This window comes from Xanthobacter nonsaccharivorans (genome assembly GCF_043194755.2).
Lineage (GTDB): Bacteria > Pseudomonadota > Alphaproteobacteria > Rhizobiales > Xanthobacteraceae > Xanthobacter > Xanthobacter autotrophicus_G.
In genome coordinates this window covers 3,041,497-3,062,559 of record NZ_CM195526.1, presented here as the reverse complement: position 1 = coordinate 3,062,559, position 21,063 = coordinate 3,041,497, and the positions used below count along the sequence as shown (strand labels likewise).

General features: G+C 68.6%; 22 protein-coding genes. 7 read left to right on the top strand and 15 right to left on the bottom strand.

The window, feature by feature from the left end; all coding sequences use genetic code 11:
* Nucleotides 1-50 precede the first annotated feature (50 nt).
* Complete coding sequence (fae, locus tag V5F59_RS14135; RefSeq protein WP_393978423.1) at nt 51-590, top strand: formaldehyde-activating enzyme; 540 nt, start codon at nt 51-53, stop codon at nt 588-590.
* Here the strand turns inward: fae and V5F59_RS14130 are convergent.
* The 7 genes from V5F59_RS14130 to V5F59_RS14100 all read right to left on the bottom strand — a co-directional run bounded on the left by V5F59_RS14130 (nt 584) and on the right by V5F59_RS14100 (nt 8,969).
* Nucleotides 584-1,540, bottom strand: a complete 957-nt coding sequence (locus V5F59_RS14130; protein ID WP_393978421.1) for a LysR family transcriptional regulator — start codon at nt 1,538-1,540, stop codon at nt 584-586. The genes fae and V5F59_RS14130 overlap by 7 nt on opposite strands.
* Before the next feature lie 76 nt (nt 1,541-1,616).
* Entirely contained in the window at nt 1,617-1,910 is a 294-nt protein-coding gene (locus V5F59_RS14125; protein WP_393978419.1) for a hypothetical protein, read from the bottom strand.
* Between the two features lie 183 nt (nt 1,911-2,093).
* Nucleotides 2,094-4,724: an aminopeptidase N gene (gene pepN, locus V5F59_RS14120; protein ID WP_393978417.1), complete on the bottom strand. Its 2,631-nt coding sequence runs from the start codon at nt 4,722-4,724 to the stop codon at nt 2,094-2,096.
* A gap of 174 nt (nt 4,725-4,898) precedes the next feature.
* Nucleotides 4,899-5,687: a TSUP family transporter gene (locus V5F59_RS14115; protein ID WP_393978415.1), complete on the bottom strand. Its 789-nt coding sequence runs from the start codon at nt 5,685-5,687 to the stop codon at nt 4,899-4,901.
* A 220-nt stretch (nt 5,688-5,907) separates the two neighbouring features.
* Entirely contained in the window at nt 5,908-6,738 is an 831-nt protein-coding gene (locus tag V5F59_RS14110; RefSeq protein WP_393978413.1) for a sulfite exporter TauE/SafE family protein, read from the bottom strand.
* Nucleotides 6,739-6,831: 93 nt separating this feature from the next.
* Nucleotides 6,832-7,809 carry an ATP phosphoribosyltransferase gene (gene hisG, locus V5F59_RS14105; protein WP_393978411.1) on the bottom strand — a complete coding sequence of 326 codons (978 nt, stop codon included), beginning with the start codon at nt 7,807-7,809 and terminating at the stop codon, nt 6,832-6,834.
* Nucleotides 7,806-8,969: an ATP phosphoribosyltransferase regulatory subunit gene (locus V5F59_RS14100; protein WP_393978409.1), complete on the bottom strand. Its 1,164-nt coding sequence runs from the start codon at nt 8,967-8,969 to the stop codon at nt 7,806-7,808. Before V5F59_RS14100 ends, hisG begins: the two co-directional genes overlap by 4 nt.
* Before the next feature lie 176 nt (nt 8,970-9,145).
* Here V5F59_RS14100 and V5F59_RS14095 point away from each other — a divergent pair, with 176 nt between their 5' ends.
* Both V5F59_RS14095 and V5F59_RS14090 read left to right on the top strand, forming a co-directional pair.
* On the top strand, nt 9,146-9,442 hold the full coding sequence (locus tag V5F59_RS14095) for an exodeoxyribonuclease VII small subunit (protein ID WP_393978407.1): 297 nt from the start codon (nt 9,146-9,148) through the stop codon (nt 9,440-9,442).
* A gap of 86 nt (nt 9,443-9,528) precedes the next feature.
* Nucleotides 9,529-9,750, top strand: coding sequence for a hypothetical protein (locus tag V5F59_RS14090; RefSeq protein ID WP_393978405.1), 222 nt, complete (start codon nt 9,529-9,531; stop codon nt 9,748-9,750).
* 433 nt (nt 9,751-10,183) lie between these two features.
* Here V5F59_RS14090 and V5F59_RS14085 read toward each other — a convergent pair whose 3' ends face one another.
* Together V5F59_RS14085 and V5F59_RS14080 are read right to left on the bottom strand one after the other, a co-directional pair.
* Nucleotides 10,184-10,774: a protein-S-isoprenylcysteine O-methyltransferase gene (locus V5F59_RS14085; RefSeq protein WP_393978403.1), complete on the bottom strand. Its 591-nt coding sequence runs from the start codon at nt 10,772-10,774 to the stop codon at nt 10,184-10,186.
* Nucleotides 10,771-12,012, bottom strand: a complete 1,242-nt coding sequence (locus V5F59_RS14080) for a hypothetical protein (RefSeq protein WP_393978401.1) — start codon at nt 12,010-12,012, stop codon at nt 10,771-10,773. The genes V5F59_RS14085 and V5F59_RS14080 overlap by 4 nt, the downstream gene beginning before the upstream one ends.
* A 404-nt stretch (nt 12,013-12,416) precedes the next feature.
* Between V5F59_RS14080 and V5F59_RS14075 the strand changes: the two genes are divergently transcribed.
* The 4 genes from V5F59_RS14075 (at nt 12,417) to accC (ending at nt 15,930) form a co-directional block, all read left to right on the top strand.
* Nucleotides 12,417-13,334, top strand: coding sequence for a glycosyltransferase family 2 protein (locus tag V5F59_RS14075; protein WP_393978399.1), 918 nt, complete (start codon nt 12,417-12,419; stop codon nt 13,332-13,334).
* Between the two features lie 131 nt (nt 13,335-13,465).
* Nucleotides 13,466-13,906, top strand: coding sequence for a type II 3-dehydroquinate dehydratase (gene aroQ / locus V5F59_RS14070; RefSeq protein ID WP_393978397.1), 441 nt, complete (start codon nt 13,466-13,468; stop codon nt 13,904-13,906).
* Nucleotides 13,907-13,961: 55 nt separating this feature from the next.
* Nucleotides 13,962-14,441, top strand: a complete 480-nt coding sequence (gene accB, locus V5F59_RS14065; protein ID WP_393978395.1) for an acetyl-CoA carboxylase biotin carboxyl carrier protein — start codon at nt 13,962-13,964, stop codon at nt 14,439-14,441.
* Between the two features lie 130 nt (nt 14,442-14,571).
* On the top strand, nt 14,572-15,930 hold the full coding sequence (accC, locus tag V5F59_RS14060; protein WP_393978393.1) for an acetyl-CoA carboxylase biotin carboxylase subunit: 1,359 nt from the start codon (nt 14,572-14,574) through the stop codon (nt 15,928-15,930).
* An 81-nt stretch (nt 15,931-16,011) separates the two neighbouring features.
* Here accC and eda read toward each other — a convergent pair whose 3' ends face one another.
* From eda to V5F59_RS14030, 6 genes are all read right to left on the bottom strand, one after another.
* Nucleotides 16,012-16,659, bottom strand: coding sequence for a bifunctional 4-hydroxy-2-oxoglutarate aldolase/2-dehydro-3-deoxy-phosphogluconate aldolase (eda, locus tag V5F59_RS14055; RefSeq protein ID WP_393978391.1), 648 nt, complete (start codon nt 16,657-16,659; stop codon nt 16,012-16,014).
* Between the two features lie 97 nt (nt 16,660-16,756).
* Nucleotides 16,757-17,824, bottom strand: a complete 1,068-nt coding sequence (locus V5F59_RS14050) for a CobW family GTP-binding protein (RefSeq protein ID WP_393978389.1) — start codon at nt 17,822-17,824, stop codon at nt 16,757-16,759.
* Nucleotides 17,825-17,887: 63 nt separating this feature from the next.
* On the bottom strand, nt 17,888-18,850 hold the full coding sequence (locus V5F59_RS14045; RefSeq protein WP_393978387.1) for a metal ABC transporter substrate-binding protein: 963 nt from the start codon (nt 18,848-18,850) through the stop codon (nt 17,888-17,890).
* Nucleotides 18,851-18,862: 12 nt separating this feature from the next.
* Nucleotides 18,863-19,735, bottom strand: coding sequence for a metal ABC transporter permease (locus tag V5F59_RS14040; protein WP_393978385.1), 873 nt, complete (start codon nt 19,733-19,735; stop codon nt 18,863-18,865).
* A 221-nt stretch (nt 19,736-19,956) separates the two neighbouring features.
* A complete protein-coding gene (gene aztA / locus V5F59_RS14035; RefSeq protein ID WP_393978383.1) occupies nt 19,957-20,697 on the bottom strand; it encodes a zinc ABC transporter ATP-binding protein AztA in 741 nt (246 codons plus the stop codon).
* Nucleotides 20,694-20,900 carry a hypothetical protein gene (locus V5F59_RS14030; protein WP_393978381.1) on the bottom strand — a complete coding sequence of 69 codons (207 nt, stop codon included), beginning with the start codon at nt 20,898-20,900 and terminating at the stop codon, nt 20,694-20,696. Before V5F59_RS14030 ends, aztA begins: the two co-directional genes overlap by 4 nt.
* Between the last annotated feature and the right edge of the window lie 163 nt (nt 20,901-21,063).

The window sequence follows — 21,063 nt, the reverse complement described above, 5'->3', positions numbered from 1 at the left end:
GCGGCAGGGGCGCCAGTGCTTACCTGCCGGCCGAATTCCAGGAGGAAAAGATGACGGACATCTGGTTCAAGACGGGCGAAGCCACTGTTCTGGCGGCGGACGGGCAGTTCACCGATGCCATGCCGGAGGTGCTCATCGGCTCGGTGCGCGGCCCCGCGGGTCAGGCCTTCGCTTCCATGATGGGCCAGGTGCAGGGCCATACCCGCATGTTCGTGGTGCGTGACCTGAACCAGATGGTGCGCCCGGCCACCATGATGACCACCAAGGCCACCATCCACACGGCCGAGTATGTGGAGCTGCTGGGCGGGGTGGTGCAGGCGGCCATGGGCGACGCCATCGTGGACAGCGTCAGCGAGGGCATCATTCCCAAGGCCAAGGTGGACGAGCTCGCCATGATCATCATGGTCTGGCTCGACCCGCGCTGCGCCGAGGATCCGAACCTGGACAAGGCGGACCTCTACCGCACCAATTACGAGGCGACCAAGCTCGCCATCTCCCGCGCTCTCAAGGGCGAGCCGACCATCGACGATCTGATCGCCAACCGGAAGACGGTGAAGCACTACGCCCTGGACGGCGTGGTGGACTACTGAGGCTCGTGCACTCCACCCGCCGGCGGCGCCATGCTGACGCTGGCCGGCGGCTCGCCCTTGATCCAGCGGGCGAAGGTCGCGGCGAGAAAATCGAGGAAGACGCGCACCTTGAGGTCCTGGGTCGCGCGGGCGGAAAACAGGGCGACGGTCTCCAGGCCGTCGCGGTGGTGCCAGTCCGGCAGCAGCACCTCCAGCTCTCCGCTGTCGATGCGGTGCCGGGCGAGGCATTTCGAGCTCAGCATGATCCCGGCTCCGCTGATGGCCTGTCGCATGGCCATGATCACATCGTTGGTGACGAAGCCGGGGTCGAGCTTCAGCTCGAACGAGCCTTGCGGGCCCTCCAGCGGCCATGTGAGCGGTCCGGGGCCGGACCGCACCGCGAGAAGCGCGTGATGCTCCAGCTCCCGCGGATGGCGCGGACGCCCCATGCGGTCGAGATAGGCCGGGCTTGCCAGGAGATGGAGCGGGGCATTGCCAAGACGGCGCAGGTGATAGCTGGAATCGCGCACGGGACCATGCCGGACGGCGAGGTCGAAGCCATGCTCCAGCAGGTCCAGGGCGTGATTGTCGAGGGTGAGGTGCAGTTGCACCTTTGGGTAGAGCGCACGAAAATGTGCGAGCTCCGGTTCAATGACGAGGATCGCCGGGCCGTAGGCCATCAGCACCTTCAGAGGCCCTTCCGGCTCCTGCGTCAGGGCGCGGACGGCGGCGTCCGCCCGGTCCAGCATGGCGACGGCCGTCACGCACCGCTGGTAGTAGGCCTGTCCGGCCTCGCTGGGCCAGACGCGACGCGTGGTGCGGTGGAGAAGCTGCACCCCGAGGCGATCCTCCAGGGTCTTCACCCGGCGGCTGACGGTGGAGGCCGGCAGGCCGAGCTGGGTCGCCGCGCCGTTGAAGCTGCCGCGCTCCACCACGCGCAGGAACACTTCCACCTCGTCGAAACGGGTCATGTCCGGTCTCCGGGTGGACGGGCCTCATGGACCAATCCGGCCGGACCGGGCTTGCCCCGGTCCGGCCGGGACATCCTCATTCACCCCCCCTGCCACGGTCGCCCTGGCGCAGGAAATTTTCGTCGGGCGTCAGGTGCTGGAGCGCCGGGTCCGGCTCCTGCCACGTGCCGGGGACGTTCGCGAGGGGGTGGTTCCGCCACCGAGGCTGCGCATAGCCGAGGGGACGCATGCCATAATCATACTGCATCTGGGCAGCAGCCTCGGCTTCCTCATCGGCCTCATGGCGGGAGGGCTCGTCGGCGGCGCGGGCAAGGCCCGACAAGCCGAGGGTGGCGGCAAGAGCCATGGCGCCTATGGTCATGTAACGCATGATGCTCTCCATGAGTTGGGCAGCGCGATCGCTGCTTCGATACAGGAGAAGCTAAGCGTCCCTCGCCGTTGGGATAATACGGCAGTTTTGCATCTCTTTATCCCAGATTTCAGTGCAATCGCGCTCCGGTGAAGCGCCCGCCCGGCAAGTGTGCCGGGCAGGCTTTCCCGTAACGGAATGCCGTCAGGCGAGCGATCGGGTGGCGATGTCCGCCACATCCGGCGAAAGCCCCGGCGTTTCCGCGATCCGGCGAAGCGCCTGCTCGGCGTGGCCGCGCCGCGCCGGCTCCAGCTGACGGAAGGTCTTGAACGAGGCCAGGAGCCGTGCCGCCACCTGCGGGTTCTTGCTGTCCAGCGTCAGCACCACTTCTGCCACGAAGGCGTGACCTTCCCCATCGGCCCGGTTGAACTGGGTGGGGTTGGCGGCCGCGAAGGCGCCCACGAGGGCGCGAACCCGATTCGGGTTCGCCAGGGAGAAGGCCGGGTGCAGCATCAGGTCCTTCACCCGGTCGAGGGTGGTGGGCGAGGCGATCTGCGCCTGCAGGGTGAACCACTTGTCGATGACCAGGGCGTCCCGCTCGAAGCGCCGGTAGAAGGCGTCGAGGGCGGCCTCCCGCTCCGGCACGTCATGCTGGGCGAGCACCGCGAGAGCGGTGATGCGGTCGGTCATGTTGTCGGCGGCCTCGAACTGGGCCTTGGCGCGGGCGATGCCGTCGGCCGAGCCGGTGACCGCCAGATAGTCGAGCGCGAGGTTGCGGAGCGCCCGCCGTCCGGCGGACGCGGCATCCGGCGAGAAGGCGCCACTTGCGGCACCGGCCGCATAGGCCGCGGTGAAACCTTCCGCGAGGGTGGTGCCGAGGGTGACGCGAAGCGCCTTGCGGGCGGCGAAAACGGCATCCGGGTCCACCTCGCGGGCCAGCTCGCGCGCCACCTCTCCCTCGCCTGGCAGGGCCAGCGCTTGCGCCTTGAAGGCGGCATCGAGCGCCGGATCCGCGAGGATGGCGCGGGCGGCGGTGACGAGGGCGTCGGGCGCCGGCAGGGTGCCCGTGCGCGCCCCTGTCTTCAGCAGCTCAAGGGCGATGCGCTGGAGCGCATCGAAGCGGTTGAACGGGTCCGCATCGTGGGCGGCGAGGAACACCCGGTCCGCCTCCGTGAGATCGCTCACGAGGTTCACCGGGGCCGAGAAGCCGCGGTTGAGGGAGGGGACCGGCCGGGCGTCCAGCCCGGTGAAAAGGAAGCTCTGCGTGGCCTCCTTCACCTCCACCACCCCGCGCTCCACCGGCGTGTTGCCGAGCATGAGCGGCTGGTCCCGTCCGTCCGGGCCCACCAGGCCGAGGGCGAGGGGGATGACCATGGGCTTCTTCTCCGGCTGCCCCGGGGTGGGCGGCACGGACTGGGAGATGTCAAGCCGGTAGGTGCCGGCCGCCTCGTCATAGGTGCCGCTCACGTTCAGCACCGGCGTGCCCGATTGCGCATACCACAGGGAGAATTGGGAGAGGTCGCGTCCGGTGGCGTCGGCGAAGGAGGAGACGAAGTCCTCAATGGTTGCCGCCTCGCCGTCGTGGCGCTCGAAATAGAGGTCCATGCCCTTGCGGAACCCCTCCTCGCCGAGGAGGGTCTTGAGCATGCGGACCACCTCCGCGCCCTTCTCGTAGACGGTCGCGGTGTAGAAGTTGTTGATCTCGCGGTAGGTTTCGGGCCGCACGGGATGGGCGAGGGGGCCTGCGTCCTCCGTGAACTGGGCGGCCTTCAGCATGCGCACGTCGGCGATGCGCTTCACCGGGCGCGAGCGCTGGTCGGAGGAGAATTCCTGGTCGCGGAAAACGGTGAGGCCTTCCTTGAGGCACAGCTGGAACCAGTCGCGGCAGGTGATGCGGTTGCCGGTCCAGTTGTGGAAGTATTCGTGGGCGATCACCCCTTCGATGCCGGAATAGTCCGCATCGGTGGCGGTCTCGGGGCTCGCCAGCACGTATTTGTCGTTGAAGACGTTGAGGCCCTTGTTCTCCATGGCCCCCATGTTGAAGTCAGACACGGCCACGATGTTGAACACGTCGAGGTCATACTCGCGGCCGAAGGCTTCCTCGTCCCAGCGCATGGAGCGCTTGAGCGAGTCCATGGCATAGCCGGCGCGGGCCTCCTTGCCTTCCTCCACATAGATGCCCAGTTCCACCTTGCGGCCCGAGGCGGTGACGAAGCTGTCCGCCACCTTGGCGAGGCGCCCGCCCACGAGGGCGAAGAGGTAGGAGGGCTTCGGCCACGGGTCGTGCCACACGGCATAGTGGCGCGAGGTGCCGGGAACCTGGCCGCTCTCCACCAGATTGCCGTTGCCGAGGAGGATGGGCGCTTCCTGCTTGTCCGCCTCGATGCGGGTGGTGAAGACCGAGAGCACGTCCGGCCGGTCCGGATAATAGGTGATGCGGCGGAAGCCCTCCGGCTCGCATTGGGTGCAGTAATTGCCCGAGGTGCGGTAGAGGCCCATCAGCTGCGTGTTGGCGGTGGGGTCCACCAGCGTCTCGATTTCCAGCAGGAAGGCGTCCGCGGGCGGGTGGGCGAGGGTGAGGCGGTTGCCCGTCGCCTCGAAGCTCGAGCCGGCCAGCGGCGTGCCGTCGATGGCGAGGCGCACCAGCGTCAGGTCGTCGCCCTCGAGGACCACGGGGGCGCCGGCCGCACCCTTCGGATTGCGGCGCAGGGCGAGCCGGGCGGTGACGCGGGTCTGGGAGGGATGCAGCGCGAAATCGAGGTCCACCTTCTCCACCAGCCAGTCCGGCGGGCGGTAGTCGGCGAGGTGGATGGCTTTGGGTTCGGCATCACGCATGTCAAGGCTCCTCGGCGCCTGCGCCGGATCAAGGCCGGCCGTCGTCCGGTCGGGTCATGGGGCAGACTAGAGCGCGATCCGCGCAAATTGAATCAATTTGCTCGGTGAATCGCCTGCTAAATTCGAGAAAGAGACCGCGCGGAGCCGCGTGCAATGCAAGGCCCCTCGCGCGGATCAGCCGTCCCGCCACAGCTTGATGGCGGAAGCGGCGAGCAGGAGGGCGAGCAGGGGCAGCAGCAGGTCCACCGGGATGATACCGAGCAGGCGGCTGCCCACGAACGCCCCGGCGATGGAGCCCAGGGCCATGGCACAGAGGAAGCCGCGGTTCCGCGCGAGCACACCGAAGCTCCGGTCCTGACTGTAGCGGGCGAAGCCGATGAGCATGGTGGGCAGGCTCACCGCGAGGGAGAGGCTGCCGGCCAGCTTCACATCCACGCCGAACAGGAAGATCAGCGTGGGGATCAGCAGCTCCCCGCCTGCAACTCCGAGCAGCGAGGCGACGATGCCGATGCCGAGGCCCGCCACCACCCCCGCCACCTGCAGCGCCGCGCCGTCGAGCAGCGGATGCCCCTGCGTCGCGCCATGGCCGAAAGCCAGCACGATCGCGATGAGCAGCAGCAGTGCCGCGATGACGCGGAACAGGGCGCGGGACGCCAGCTTCAGCGCCAGGTCGGCGCCGAGCCAGGCGCCGACGAGGCTTCCCGCCAGCAGGTTGGCGATCACCGTCCAGTGGCTCGCGATGTCGGCGAAGGGCACCACGCTCGCCCGGAAAGGCAAGGCGAAGGCGACGACGATGAGGCTGACCGCCTTGTTGACGATGACCGCATCCAGCGCCCGGAAGCCGAACATGCCGATGAGCACCGGCAGGCGAAACTCCGCCCCGCCGAGGCCGATCAGCCCCCCGAGCGTGCCGATGATCCCTCCTGCCGAAAAAGCGAAGGGTGGACGCAGCGCCGCATTCATGTCCAGGCCGGATGAAATGGGTCCAGCCGGCAGGTTGCGCACAAGTTCAAGGGGGCGTCCACCGGTATCGCGATGGCTGATTGTTCTGTGATTTGACTTCCGGATCGTCGAACAAGCGCTGCTTATATTGTCTTGGATATAGCTGGCGGTGTCTCACGGGGAAAAGAAATATTCCAAAGGATACAGCTTCGGGGAGCACGAAGCCGACGCCCGCGACGCCTCAGGCCTCGGCGGCGTTGCCGTGCCGCCAGATCTTCCAGGCCGACAAGACGAGAATGAGCCCGAGCAGCGGCAGCAGCACATAGGACGGCACGATGCCGAGCAACTGCCCGCCCAGGAAGGCGCCGGCGATGGAGCCCGCCGCCATCAGCGCCAGGAAGCCGAGGTTGGCGCGGATGACGCCGAGCGTGTTGTCGCGGCCAAACCGCGCGAACCCCACCAGCAGCGTCGGCAGGCTGACGGCGAGGGCAACGCTGCCCGCGAGCTTCACGTTGAGGCCGAAGAGCAGCACCAGCGTCGGCACCAGCAGCTCACCGCCCGACACGCCCATCAGCGCGACCGCGAGCCCGATGCCGAAGCCCGCCGCCACGCCGGCTACAAGCTGCACTGTACCGTCGATGGGCATGTGCCGCAGCTCCGGATCACCGCCGGCGACGAGGAGCGCAGCGGTGATGATGAGCAGGACCGCGATGGCGCGGAACAGGGTGCGAGAGGCCAGGCCCGTGGCGAAGGTGGCGCCGGTCCACGCCCCGACCAGGCTGCCGGCGAGGAGGGTGGCGATCACGGGCCAGTGCCCGGCGACCTCGGCGAAGGGAATGGTCGCGGCGCGGGCGGGCAGGGCGAAGGCAACCACCACCAGGCTCAGCACCCGGTTGACGATGATCGCCGGCAGGGCATTGAAGCCGAGGGAGATCAGCACGGGCAGGCGGATTTCCGCCCCGCCCAGGCCGATGAGCCCACCCAGCACCCCGATGGCGCCGCCGGCCCCGAAGCCTGTGAGAAGATGCGCGCGCGACAGGGATGGCGCGGCGGCTGCGGCTGGCTCGGTCATGGTGGCGAATCCCCCGATCGCGCCAGCATGGCATTGCGCCGAAGCGGGGGAAATATGCCGTCCGCGACGGGAAGAGTGGCGCCGGGCGCCTCCTCAGCTCCCGAGCCGCGCCTGCAGCGCCTCGAACAGCGGATTGTCCGCCGCGAACACATATTCGATGGGCCCCACCGTCACCATGCTCGCCCCCCGCTCGCGCAGGAAGGTGGCCAGCGCGTGCAGGGTGCCCGGTGGGCAGTGCAGCGTTAGCATCCCCGAGGAGGTGGGGCCGCCGAAGGGGGCGACGCAGTGATAGGCCGTCACCGCCTCGTCCACCAGGGAGGCATCGCAGCTCGCAAAGCGGGTGCGCACCTCGCGCATGGTGCGGGCACGCTTCTCCGCCCCGAGGCGATCGAACATGGCGCGCGCGGCGGAAAGGGCGCCCGCGCTCCAGTTGGCGGTCAGCGAGGCCACGAGGTTCGCTTCGGACTTCAGGATGATGCCGTCGTCCACCACCTTCAGCGCATTGGCGGCCAAGGTCGCGCCCGTGGTGGTGATGTCGACGATCAGCTCCGCCGTGCCGGCCGCCGGCGTGCCCTCGGTCGCGCCGGCGCTCTCGACGATGCGATAGTCCACGATGCCGTGGCGGGCGAAGAAGGCGCGGGTGAGGTTGATGTATTTAGTCGCCACCCGGATGCGCCGGCCGGTGCGGCCATGGAAATGGCTCGCCACGTCGTCGAGGTCGTCCATGGACCGCACGTCGATCCAGGCCTGCGGCACGGCCACCACCACATTGGCATGGCCGAAGCCCAGCTTCTCCAGCAACGCGACGCGGCTGTCGGCGTCGAGGATGTTCTCGCGCACGAGGTCCTCGCCGGTCACGCCGATATGCGCGGCACCGGCGGCAAGGGCGGCGGCGATCTCGGAGGCGGAGAGGTAGGCGACTTCCACATTGTCCACGCCGCCGAGCGCCCCGCGATAGTCGCGCGCGCCGCGGGCCTGCGTCAGCGGCATGCCGGCGCGGGAGAAGAAGGCGTGGACATTCTCCTGCAGCCGCCCCTTGGAGGGCACGGCGAGGATGAGCGGGCTCGTCATCGGGCGCCCTCCTGAGCGACGTCGAGGGCGGCGAGGCGCTCCACCCACACGGCAAGGCCGACGCCGGGCACGCACGTTTCGGCGCCGAGGCGCGAGAGCAGCTTGTCGTAGCGCCCGCCCGCCACCAGCGGCCCGCCGGCATTGCGGGCGGGGTCGTGCAGCTCGAACACCATGCCGCTGTAGTAATCCAGCGGCCGGCCGAAGGCGGTGGAGAAGGCGACGTCGGCAAGGTTCACCGCATACGCGGTGAGGAAGCCGGTGCGGCGGTCGAACACGTCGAGCGCGGCGGACAGGTCGATGCGCGCATCGGTGGCCAGCGCCCGCATGCGGGCGGAGGCATTGTCCGGGGTGCCGGAGATGGAGAGGTAACGGGTGAGGATCTCCCGTGTCTCGCCGGTGAGGCCCGCGCCCGCCTCCAGCGACGACTGCTCCAGGAAGCGCTCGGCGATCTCGGAAACGGAGCGCCCGCCCACGGTGGAAATGCCGGCGATGGAGAGGAGGTCGGTGATGAGGGCTCGTGCCGCCGCCGGGTCGGCGCCGGCAAGCGCCGCCAGCACGCCGGCATGGGCGGAGACGCCCTCCTGCTTGCCCTCGTCGAGGCGGCCGAGGTCGGCGTCGAGCCGGCCCTGGCCGAAGTCCTTCAGCAGGCGGCGACGCAGGGCGGGTGCCAGGGGCAACGCCTCCAGCAAGGCGGCGAACAGGCCCACGTCCCCGAGCCGGATCTCCGGCTGGGGCAGGCCATAGAGGGCGCAGGCGTCCAGGCCGAGGGCGAGGATCTCCGCATCCGCCGCCTCGATGTCGGCGCGGCCGAAGGATTCGAGGCCGGCCTGCCGGAACTCGCCCGATCCCTCGCCGCGGAAGCGGAACACCGGGCCGAGGTAGGAGACGCGCGCCGGCAGCTCCAGCTTCGCGCTGATGACGTGCCGGGCGACGGGAATGGTCAGGTCCGGCCGCAGGCACAGCTCGTGACCTTCCTCGTCCACCGTCAGGAACATGCGGCGGCGGATCGATTCCCCCGACAGGTCGAGGAAGACATCCGCCGGCTGGAGGATGGGGGGATCAAGCCGCGCGAAGCCGGCCGCCGCGAAGCAGGCGAGCAGCGCCTCTTCCAGGCTCGGAGAGGTGCGGGGAGCTGAAGGCGCGGAGGCCGCGGGGGACATGGGATGCGAGGTTTCCGTGAAGTCTGGCCGGCTTCTAGCAAAGCGCGGGCGCCGGGGCCACCCCGGCCGACCCATCCGGGTGCAGCGGGGTGGTCGCCCGGCCAGGGTTCTCGCCGGATTTCTGCCCGTCGCCGGCCTCGTCTATGGTGGGCGCGACAGAATCAGCGGAGGCCGCCATGGCGGGCGCGACGGAAGGGAAGGCCGGCAAGACAGCGCTGGCGGCTGCTGCGCCGGCAGCGGGCGTGGAAGGGCTGACCTTCGAGGCGGCGCTCGCCGAGTTGGAGGCCATTGTCGCGAGCCTGGAGAAGGGCAATGTGCCGCTGGAAGAATCCATCGCCATCTATGAGCGTGGCGAGGCGCTGAAGAAGCGTTGCGAGGCGCTGCTTAAGGCGGCCGAGGCGCGGGTGGAGACCATCACCCGTGACGCTGACGGTCGCCCGGTGGGCACCGCCCTCCTCGATCCGGAGGCCTGAAGGGCGGACGGTCGAGGCCGCCCGCGCGCTCGAAGGCCGTCGCCCTCTACATTCCGCAGCGGCATGGTGGTGGCAAAGGCGCCCCGATGTTCGGTTATGCCGGTGAAGAGGCTGCCACCTTGGTGTTCCCGGCGCCGATGACCCGCTGGTGCGACCTGGCGAGCGGCCCTTGGCCACGGGTGCTGGCCTCCCCCGCTGCGCCGCAGGAATGGCGCGCCGGGCTCTCGATGGTCCCGCGCTGGGCGGAGGTCTTCCGGGTGAGGATGCGCCCGCAAGCCGAGCCCGCGAAGAAGCGCGGGTTGAGATGATCGGCCCGGATCAGCGTCTGGAAGCCCTGGGGGATCGGGGACGTGTCGAACGGTTCGCGCGCATGGGCCGTGCGGCAGAGCTCCCAATACCTGGGCTGAAGCCCGACCGGGCGCGCGCCCTCAGGCCATAGCCATTCTCGAACGAGAGGGCAGCGAGGATGAACAGCGTCGGCACCCGGCCGGCGTCGGTCCCGCGCGGGAGGTCGAGGAATCCGCCTTTCGATTTCTGCCGGGGAGGCGCCGAACAGGCTGGTGCGCGGCACTGCGGGATGGGACCCGCTCTATGGCTCAATGCCACCGCAGCGGGGCTTCCCGATCGCGCCCCAGCCATCGTCCCATTTTGGGGCAGGGCGGTTTGTTCCCTGGCACCTATCGCGAACGGAGCATGACCGAATCGGCGGCGGGGCGCGTTTCCCGCTTCGTTCCCCGGCCCTCAGTAGATGCAGGGGATGATGCGCTTGGTTCGCTTCTCATAGGCCGCATATTCGGCGCCGAAGGCCTCGCGCATCATCTGTTCCTCGCGGCCCACCCGGAAGAAGAACAGCGTGCCGAAGCCAATGAGGCCCGCCGGCCCGGCGATCCAGTTGGGCAGAAGAAGCGCCTGCGCGACGGCCCACAGGAAGAAGGCGGAATACATGGGGTGGCGCACCCGCGCGTAGACGCCGGAGGTGATGAGCTTGTGCTCGGCCTTGATCTCCAGCGTCACCGACCAGTAGCGCCCGAGCTGGCGGTGCGTGCGCCAGAACAGCCACAGGGAGGCCGCGAACACCAGCACGCCCGCCACCACCTGCACCGGCGAGATGGGGTAGGAGGCAAAGCGGGGAAAGGAGGTGGCGGCATAGAGGGCGGGCACCACCCCGAGGCCGAGGGTGGAGATGCTGAGCAGCGTCATCTCCCGCGCGGTGCGGTGGCGGGCGTCCGCCACCCTCAGGCGCTTGGCCTTGCGCTCGAACGGGATGCGCAGGACGTACCAGCAGACGACGCCGGCCGCCCAGGCGATCTTGGCGAAGGTGAGAAGGCTCATGCGTCTCTCTTGGCGTCAGGTTCGGGGTGGATGCGCCCGGTCTCGTCGGCGAAGAGGGGGCGCAAGGTGCCGTCGGCGTATGTATAGGCCCGCAGGCCGTTGGTGTGGGCGGCGATCACGTCGAGCGAGAGCGGCCCGCACAGGTAGGCATAGAAATCGTGCGCCGCGCGAATGTCGCCGGCGAGAAAGCACTGGCAGTGCAGGCGCATCACGTCGAGCCAGTGCTTCAGATAGAAGCTGCGGCTCACCATATGGCGGATTTCCACATGCCGCAGCAGCGGGCGCTGGGAGAAGTCCCCGGCCGGCAGCAGCGGCGCGGCGAAGCTGGCGGGGGCGAGCGTCACCGGGTTGACCTTGTAGAAGGAGACGATGTCGTCGCGTGACTGCACTTCCAGCCAGCCGATGTGGCGGGCCGCCGCAACCGTTTCTGCTGCCGCGCGCAGGCGGGTGCCGGCGGGATGCAGGGCGAATTTCGCGGTGGTGCTGCCGAGGGTGAGGATGCGCACGCGGGCCCGTGTGCCGAACAGCGGGTCGGCCTCCAGCGCCGCCGCCACCGCGCTCACGGCATGCATGGCCCCGAGGCTGTGGCCGGCGACGATGATCTCGTCGAGCCCGTCCCGCGCGGCTGCGCGCTCCACATCGCGGATGCGGTCGGCGAAGGCGCGCACCCGCGCATCCAGCTCGGGGTGGCGGTTGCGCGCGAAGTTTACGGAGAATTCGGCGAGGTCGAGGGACTGCTTCAGCCGGAAGCGGCGGCCCGGCCAGCGCATCAGCAGCAAGCCCCCGGCCACGGTCACGGCCGCACCGAGGGCCGCGGCGCCGATTGGTCCAAGGGCCGGCGCCGCCCCCTTGCCGGTGAGGATGCCGGCGGCGAGTGCCGCGCCCCAGAACAGGGCGAGGAGCATGTAGGTGAACAGGAAGAACAGGCCATAGCGGCGGCTGGCGCGGAAATAATTGGCGATGGTGCCGCTCGTCACCATGTCCGCGAGCGCCTTTACCGTGCCCTTGATGTGGGACCGGAGCGGGCGCTCCATGTCCGCGCGGGCCAGGTCGTCCCAGGCGAGAAGCTCGAACGTTGCGCCGGCCTTCCAGTTGGGACCTTCCGCCTCAAGTCGCCAGAGGGCGCCGGTGGGCGTGGTCTGCGGGGCCGGGTCCAGGCAACGGGTCGCCGCCCCCCAGACGGTCCCGAAGCGCTTCAGCTCCCGCCGGAAAACGCGGTCGTGCGCGGACACGGGCATGGAATCATACCCGGCGATGAAGAAGAGGTGGCGCCTTCCCACGCGCGCCTCGGGAGCCTCTCGCATGACGGTTCCTAGGCGATCGCCACGGCGGGCGCTGCGGGACGGATGGACCGGCGTGCGGACGGGGTCATGCTCCACTTCACTCAGGGGGAGAGGCGCTGTTGCGCCGGCTGGTCTAACGAAGATGGCCGGGCGTGGCTAGAGCCGGATCTGCCATGTGGGGTCGTCCATGCGATTCAACATGGGCGGCTCATCCGCCTTAATTCATGAGGTTAGAGGGCGCGTTGTCCGATCAGGCCGCGGAGCAGGCAGATCTGCGCGGGCCCTGGTGACCTCAAGGGATGCAGCTTGCGCGGCCGGCTTGCCTTCGTTCCGGGGGAGGGGCAGGAAGGGGAGGGGGCATGCGTCTCCATCTTCAGATTGGCTTCGGGGTTTTCGTGTCCGTCTCGCCTTCTCCCGGTCCCGCCGACGTCACGGTCGTCTTCGTCACCTACAATAGCGGTGCGGTGATCGGGCGCGCGGTCGCCTCCGTCCCGGCGGCGTGCACGGTGGTGGTGGTGGACAATGCCTCCCCGGAGGGCACCCTTTGGCGCGCCAGCCTGTCCCGTCCCATCGATCTGGTGGAGATGCCCGGCAATGCCGGCTTCGGCACCGCCTGCAATGTGGGCGCGCGGCGGGCGCCCACGCCTTACGTCCTGTTCCTGAACCCCGATGCCGAGCTTGCGCCGGATGCCGTGGACCAGTTGCTTCAGGCGGTTGAGCGGTACGGTGATCCGGCCATCCTCATGCCGGCCATTGTCGGCGAGAACGGGCGGCTGATGCGCAAGGAAGGCAGCATCTTTGAAAAGGTGCCGCGCCAGGCTCGCCTGTCGCCGGAGGAGATCGCCGGGGATTTCTGCACCCGCTTCGTCCATGGCGCCGCCTTCCTGGTGGCGCGCTCCGCCTTCCTGGAGCTGGGCGGATTCGACGAGGCCATTTTCCTCTACCATGAGGACGATGATCTCTCCCTGCGGGCGGTGGCGCGGCGCATTCCCATCGTGGTGGTGACGGGCGCGCGGGTGGTGCATGCGGGCGGGCGGTCCAGTGCGCCGTCCTTTTCCCACACTTTCCGCATCAACCGCGCCAAGATGCATTCCGAGCTCTATGTGCGGGAGAAATATGCCCGTTCCGGCGGCAAGGGTGTGCGGCTCGCCTGGCTGGGCGCGGGGTGCCTCCTGGCGCTGGCCTGCCTCGATTTGCACCGCTTCGCCATTCGGGCCGGCAAGGTTGCCGGATATCTCGACGGGCCGCGCCGGAACACCCCCGCCCCGCGGCTGTGAGGCGCATGTGCGATGGCGCCCGGCGCCCCGGCATGCGACGGTGCGGTGACGCGCGCTCTTTCCATAGCGCCCGCACACCCCTATAAGGCTGCCGACCCGGCCAAAGGGAGCCGGTGGCAGACAAGTCACGGATGTCCGATACCGTCCACGTCCTGAACGGGCCGAACCTGAACCTGCTCGGCACCCGGGAGCCCGGAATCTACGGCGCGGCGACGCTCGCCGACGTGGAAGCGCTTTGCCGTGCGGAAGGCGCCCAACTCGGCTTCGACATCGTGTTCCGCCAGACGAACTCGGAAGGCGCCCTTGTGGATTTCATCCAGGAGGCGCGCGGGGCCCGCGGCATCGTGCTGAACGCCGCGGCCTATACCCACACCTCGGTCGCCTTGCGCGATGCCGTGTCGGCGGTGGGCGTGCCCACCATCGAGGTGCACCTGTCCAACGTGTTCGCGCGGGAGGCGTTCCGCCACCAGTCTTTCCTCTCGCCGGTGGCGCGCGGCGTCATCTGTGGCTTCGGGCCGCAGAGCTACGTGCTGGGCCTTAGGGCCATCGCATCGCTGCCGCCATCATCGTGATCCCCATCATCGAGCCCTCGCGCGGCCGCAGACGGCCGGCAAGAGCAGGAACAGCATGAAACCCTCCCAAGCCCCCATCGATACCGCCATCGTCAAGGAGATCGCCGAGCTCCTCTCGGGCAGCGACCTCACCGAGATCGAGGTGGAGCACGAGGGCCTGCGCATCCGCGTGGTGCGCGCCCCCGCGCCGGTCACCATCGCCCAGGCCGCTCCCTTCGCCGCTCCCTTCGCCACCCCCATGGCGGCGCCGGTCGCCGCGGTCGCCGCCGCCCCGGTTGCGGACGCCGACCTCTCCAAGCATCCCGGCGTGGTGAATTCGCCCATGGTGGGCACCGCCTATCTCGCCCCCGAGCCGGGCGCGGCCCCGTTCATCGATGTGGGCACGAGCGTGAAGGAAGGTCAGACGGTCCTCATCATCGAGGCCATGAAGACCATGAACGCCATTCCTGCGCCGCGCACCGGCACCGTGACGCGCATCCTCGTGGGCAATGCGCAGCCGGTGGAATACGGCGAGCCCCTGCTCATCATCGAATGAGCCGGGCTTCAGACGCGTTTTCGAGCGAAGTGTGTCCCGGTTCGCGTGAAGAAGGCGCGCTGGCGCGCAAACGTGAGGCAAACCCGCGTTTGCGCAAGTCGCGCACATGCTGCAAAGGCAGGCACCGCTGATGTTCAGAAAAATCCTCATCGCCAACCGCGGCGAGATCGCGCTGCGCATCCTGCGCGCCTGCAAGGAGCTCGGGATCGCCACCGTCGCGGTCCACTCCACGGCGGATGCGGACGCCATGCACGTGCGCCTCGCCGACGAGAGCGTGTGCATCGGCCCGCCCGCCGCGCGCGAGAGCTACCTCAACATCCCCTCGCTTCTCGCCGCCTGCGAGATCACCGGGGCGGATGCGGTGCATCCTGGCTACGGCTTCCTGGCTGAGAACGCGCGCTTCGCCGAGATCCTGGCGGACCACAACATCCATTTCATCGGCCCCAAGGCGGAGCACATCCGCATCATGGGTGACAAGATCGAGGCCAAGAAGACGGCCCAGCGCCTCGGCATTCCGGTGGTGCCCGGCTCCGATGGCGGCGTCCATACCGATGAGGAGGCCCATCGCGTGGCCGAGGAGATCGGCTTCCCGGTGCTGGTGAAGGCGGCGGCCGGCGGCGGTGGCCGCGGCATGAAGGTGGCCTTGACCAAGGAGGACCTCTCCCAGGCCCTGTCCACCGCCCGCTCCGAGGCAAAGGCCGCCTTCGGCGACGATGCGGTCTATCTTGAAAAGTATCTGGGCACGCCGCGCCACATCGAGGTGCAGGTGCTGGGCGACGGCAAGGGCCACGCCATTCATCTGGGCGAGCGCGACTGCTCGCTGCAGCGCCGCCATCAGAAGGTGTGGGAGGAGGCGCCCTCTCCGGTGATCAGCGCCGCCCAGCGCGCGCAGATCGGCGAAACCTGCGCCAAGGCCATGCGGGAACTGGGCTATCTCGGGGTCGGGACCATCGAGTTCCTGTACGAGAAGGGCGAGTTCTACTTCATCGAGATGAACACCCGCATTCAGGTGGAGCATCCGGTGACGGAGATGGTCACCGGCATCGACCTCATCAACGAGCAGATCCGCGTGGCCGCGGGCGAGGCCCTGACGCTGCAGCAGAGCGACATCGTCATGGAGGGTCATGCCATCGAGTGTCGGGTGAACGCCGAGCACCCGACCACGTTCCGTCCTTCGCCGGGCAAAATCACGCACTACCATGTGCCCGGCGGCCTCGGCATCCGCGTGGATTCCAACGCCTACCAGGGCTACGTGATCCCTCCCACCTACGACAGCCTGGTGGGCAAGCTGATCGTCCATGGCAAGACGCGGGATGAGTGCCTGCGCCGCCTGCGCCGTGCGCTGGATGAGTTCGTGGTGGACGGCATCGACACGACCTTGCCGTTGTTCCGCACGCTGGTGCGCACCCGCGACATCGCCGAGGGCAAGTACGACATCCACTGGCTGGAGCATTTCCTCGTCGAGGGCGAGGGCAAGGTCCTGGTGTGACGGGGCGTTCCCCACGCCGACTAAAAGAAAGCCCGGCGTGATGCCGGGCTTTTTGTTTTCAGGACTGCGGCGCCGGGACGGTCAGCCGAATTTCGCCGCGCGCTTCAGGCCCGCCGCTCCGGCGGCCAGCACCCGGACCTTGCCGAAATCGCCGGCGCGGATGGCGTCCGCAGGCACCACCCAGGAGCCGCCCACGGCCACCACGTTCGGCAGGGCCAGATAATCCGACGCGTTGGCGGGACCGATCCCGCCCGTGGGGCAGAAGCGCAGGTGGGGCAGGGGGCCGGCGATGGACTTGAGGAACGGCGCGCCGCCAGATGCCTCCGCCGGGAAGAACTTCAGGATTTCGAAGCCGAGTTCCGCCAGGCGCATGGCCTCCGAGGCGGTGGCGCAGCCCGCCATCACCGGAATGGGCGTCTGCGCGAAGGCTTCGGCCAGGCTCGGCGTGGTGCCGGGGCTGACGAGGAAGGTGGCGCCGGCTTCAAGGGACGCCTCGATCTGGGCGCGGTCAATCACCGTGCCGGCGCCGACGATGGCGCCCTCCACCTCGGCCGCGATCATGCGAATGGCTTCGAGGGCGACCGGGGTGCGCAGCGTCACCTCGATGAGCGGCAGCCCCCCTTCCACCAGCGCGCGGGCGAGCGGGATGGCGTCTTCCACCTGCTCAATGACGACCACGGGGACGACGGGGGCCTTGGCCACCAGTTCAAGGGCGCTGGGCAGGCTCATGAGACGGATCTCCAATTCTCGCCCTTGAACCCCAATCGCGGCACGGTGTCGAGAGAAAAGCCCCGCCCCATCGGGGGGGGCTGCCGGGAGCAGCCGTTCAGGCGACGCAGGAGAGGAAGCCGGCCTCCAGGCCTTGCCGGTCCAGCTTGCGGCCGATGAAGACGATGCGGCTCAGGCGCTTCTCGTCCGCCGCCCACGCGCGCTGGTGGTCGCCGTCGAGGATCATGTGCACGCCCTGGAAGACGAAGCGGTCCGGGTCGTTCTTGAAGGAGAGGATGCCTTTGGAGCGCAGGATGTTCGGCCCTTCGGTGGCGACCAGATTCTGCACCCAGGGGAAGAACTTGTCCGGGTCGAGCGGCTGCTCGGTGGAGAAGGAGACCGACTGCATCTCCTCGTCGTGCACCGCCTTCAGGCCGTGGTGGTGATCGTGGTGGTCATGCCCGCAGCCGCAGTCCGGGCCGTGCGCGTGGTCATGATCGTGGTGATGGTGCTCCTCCTCCTCCAGGAAGGCGGGCTCGATCTCGAGGATGCGGTCGAGGTCGAACGCCCCCTGGTTCAGCACCTTGGCGATGTCGATCTCCGACTTCTGGGTGCGATAGAGCTTGGCGTAGGGATTGATGCCGCGGATGCGGGCTTCCACCTCGTCCAGCTCGGGGCCGGTCACCAGGTCGGTCTTGTTGAGCAGGATGACGTCGGCGAAGGCCACCTGGTTCTTGGCCTCCGGCGCATCCTTCAGGCGGTCGGAGAGCCACTTGGCGTCGGCCACCGTGACCACCGCGTCCAGCTTGGTCTTGGCCTGCACCTCCTCGTCCACGAAGAAGGTCTGGGCGACGGGGGCGGGATCGGCGAGGCCGGTGGTCTCGACGATGATACCGTCGAACGCGCCCTTGCGGCGCAGCAGGCCGTCGATGATGCGGATGAGGTCGCCGCGCACGGTGCAGCAGATACAACCGTTGTTCATCTCGAACACTTCCTCGTCGGCGCCCACCACGAGGTCGTTGTCGATGCCGATCTCGCCGAACTCATTGACGATGACGGCGAATTTCTTTCCGTGCGGCTGCGAGAGGATGCGGTTGAGCAGCGTCGTCTTGCCGGCGCCCAGATAGCCGGTCAGCACGGTGACGGGGATCTTCGCAGCGTCCTTGCTGGCCTCGGTTTCAGCCATGTGTCTCACCTGATTGCGGGCGGCGGCCGGGGCGCGGCCGCCGCCTTTGAGGGGATCGCCTCCTCAGCTCGCGAGCGCCGAAGACAGCTCGCGCACGTTGGAGTGCATCATGTCGATGTAGGTGCTCGCGGGGCCTTTGTCATCGGACAGCGCGTCCGAATAAAGCTCGCCACCGATCTTCGCGCCGCTCTCCTTGGCGATGCGCTGCACGAGGCGCGGATCGGTAATGTTCTCGATGAACACGGCCGGGATCTTCTGCGCCTTGATCTGGCGGATGATGCGCGCCACGTCCTTGGCCGAAGCCTCGCTCTCGGTGGAGACCCCCTCGGGGGCGACGAGGGTCAAACCGTAGGTCTCGCCGAAATAGCCGAAGGCATCGTGGGAAGTGATGATGCGCCGCTGCTGCGGGGGAATGCCCGCGATGGCGGTCTTCACCTCGTTCTCGAGCGCGTCGAGCCTGGTAATATAGGCTGCGGCGTTGGCGGTGTAGGCATCGCGGCCGTCGGGATCGGCGGTGATCAGGCCGTCACGGACATTCGCCACATAGATCCTGGCATTGGCCACCGACTGCCAGGCGTGCGGGTCGATCGGTCCGTGATCGTGGGCGTCCTTGCCCTTCTTCCTGCCGGCGCCATCCCGTTCGTCGTCGTCCTGCGGCTCATTGGCGGAGCGGATGCGCGGGGTAATGCCCTTGGTGGCGGTCACGACCGTGGCCCTGGTGCCCGAGGCCTTGACGAGGCGATCGATCCAGCCCTCGAAGCCGAGGCCGTTCACGAACACCACCTTGGCCGCGGCGACCGCCTTCGCGTCGGCGGGGGTGGGCTGGTAGACGTGGGCGTCGCCATTGGGGCCGACGATGGTGGTCAGCTGCACGCGGTCGCCGCCCACCTCCTTCACGAAATCGCCGAGGATGGAGAAGGAGGCCACCACCGGCAGCTTGCCCGCCGGTGCGGTCCCCTGCGCGAAGGCGGGGCCGGCCAGCGTGGCCGCCAGGCCGGCGGCCAGTACGAGACGTCGCGAGATCATGGACAGTCCTCTTCAGGCTTCGAGATGGCGGCGGGGCGCCACGCGGGACAGCAGCCCGCCCAGGGGGCCGAACACCACCGCGGCCGCATAGGCGAGCCCGGCCACCAGGATGATGGAGGGGCCCGACGGCGTGCCGAGGTGGTAGGACACGAGGAGACCGATCGCCCCTGCCGCGAAGGCGATGAGGCTCGACAGAAGGACGAGGGACGTCAGGTCGCGCACGAAGAAGCGCCCCGTGGCCGCCGGCAGCATCATCAGCCCAACCGAGAGCAGCGTGCCCAGTGCGTGGAAGCCGCCCACCAGGTTCATGACCACCACCGACAGGAAGGCGATGTGGCTCACGCCGCCGGCCCCGCTGACGGAAGCGAGGAAGGTGGGGTCCACGCATTCCAGCACCAGCGGCCGCCAGATGAAGGCGAGGGTCAGGAGCGTCACCGTGGTGATGCCGGCGATGAGGATCAGCGTGGCATCATCGATGCCGAGCACCGTGCCGAACAGCACGTGCAAGAGGTCCACGTTTGAGCCCCTGAGCGAGACGATGAGCACGCCGAGGGCCAGCGAGATGAGGTAGAAGGCCGCCATCGAGGCGTCCTCCTTCATGCCCGTCGCGCGGGCCACCACGCCCGCGCCGATGGCCACCAGCAGGCCGGCGGCGAGGCCGCCCGCCGTCATGGCGTAGAGATTGAGCCCTGCGAAGAGGAAACCGATGGCGGCGCCGGGGAGGATGGCATGGGCCATGGCGTCGCCTGTCAGCGACATGCGCCGCAGCATCAGGAAGGCGCCAAGGGGCCCCGCGCCGAGCGCCAGCGCGAACACGCCGGCGAGCGCCCGCCGCATGAATTCAAACTCCGTGAACGGAGCGATGAGGAGCTCGTAAGGGTTCATGTTCGTCTCTTGCCGCACGCGCGGCCATACGGGCCCGGTCGCCTCCACGTCGGCGGAGGCGGCATTCTTGGTTCGAAACGCTCTTTCGCTTGGCCGGGAGCCCGAGTTCGGGGGGCGTGTCCGAACCCGGCCTGGAGGAAGCCCCGTGGTGACCCCCGGCCAAGCGGAAGAACATCATTCAAGGCGTCGGCGACGGACCGCCGGACTGATGCGGCAGGCGGCTAGGCCGCGTCGGAACAATCGGGTGCGTCCTCCCGCCAGGCTTCTCCCAGGCGGCGGGCCTTCAGCAGGTTTTCCGGCCCAAGCGCTTCCGCCGTGGGTCCCCAGGCAATGGCGGTACGGGCGAGCAGAAGGGTTTCCGGGAAGGTGGCGCGCACCAGCTCGAAGTCGTGCAGCACCGCGATCACGGTGCGCTTCTCCCCGTGCCAGCGACGCACCAGGTCCACGAGGTCCGCGACGGTCTTGGCGTCGAGGGCGGTGAAGGGTTCGTCCAGGAGGATGACGCGGGCGTCCTGCAGCAGCAAGCGAGCGAAGAGGGTGCGCTGCATCTGCCCGCCGGACAGGGTGCCGATGGGCCGTGCCTCGAAGCCCTGGAGCCCTACGGCGGCGATGGCGTTCTCGATGCGCTGGCGATCGGCGCGGCCGATGCCTCCGAACAGGCCGGCGCGTCGCCACAGGCCCATGGACACCATGTCATAGACATTGATGGGGAAGCTGCGGTCGATCTCCGCGCCCTGGGGCAGATAGGCGATCTCCCGGGCGTCAAGGCCGTGCAGGTCGATGGAGCCGCCGAGCGGCTTCAGGGCGCCACAGATGCCCTTCAGCAGCGTGGACTTGCCGGCGCCGTTGGAGCCGCACACGGCGAGCAAAGCGCCTTCCGTCACATCGCCGGAAAGGTGGTGGACGGCCGGGTGCCGCTCATAGCCGAGGGTCAGGTTCCGGAAGGAGATTTGCGCGCTCACGACGGGCCTCCCACCACCAGGGCGACGGCCACCCAAAGGACGGCGATGAGGATGCCGGCCAGCGCCAGCCGCATGCCGAGCGACATGCGCAGGACGGAGGGGCCGATCTTCACCACCGGCATCTTCCTCGCCGGACGGGCCGGCGGGTGATCGTCATGACCCTGCGCCGCATGCGCAGTGTCCTGCGGCTGAACCTGACGCATGGTTCCCAATCCGGCAACATGGCCGGACCCCGCTGGCAGGCCGGTCCGTGCCGGGGAGATGGTGGCGATGGCGGTGCTTGATACGGGCATGGACCTGCCGAAGCATGCTGTGAACAAGGGTTTTGATACAGTGTATCTAACCTGTTGTCCAGCACGTCTCGTG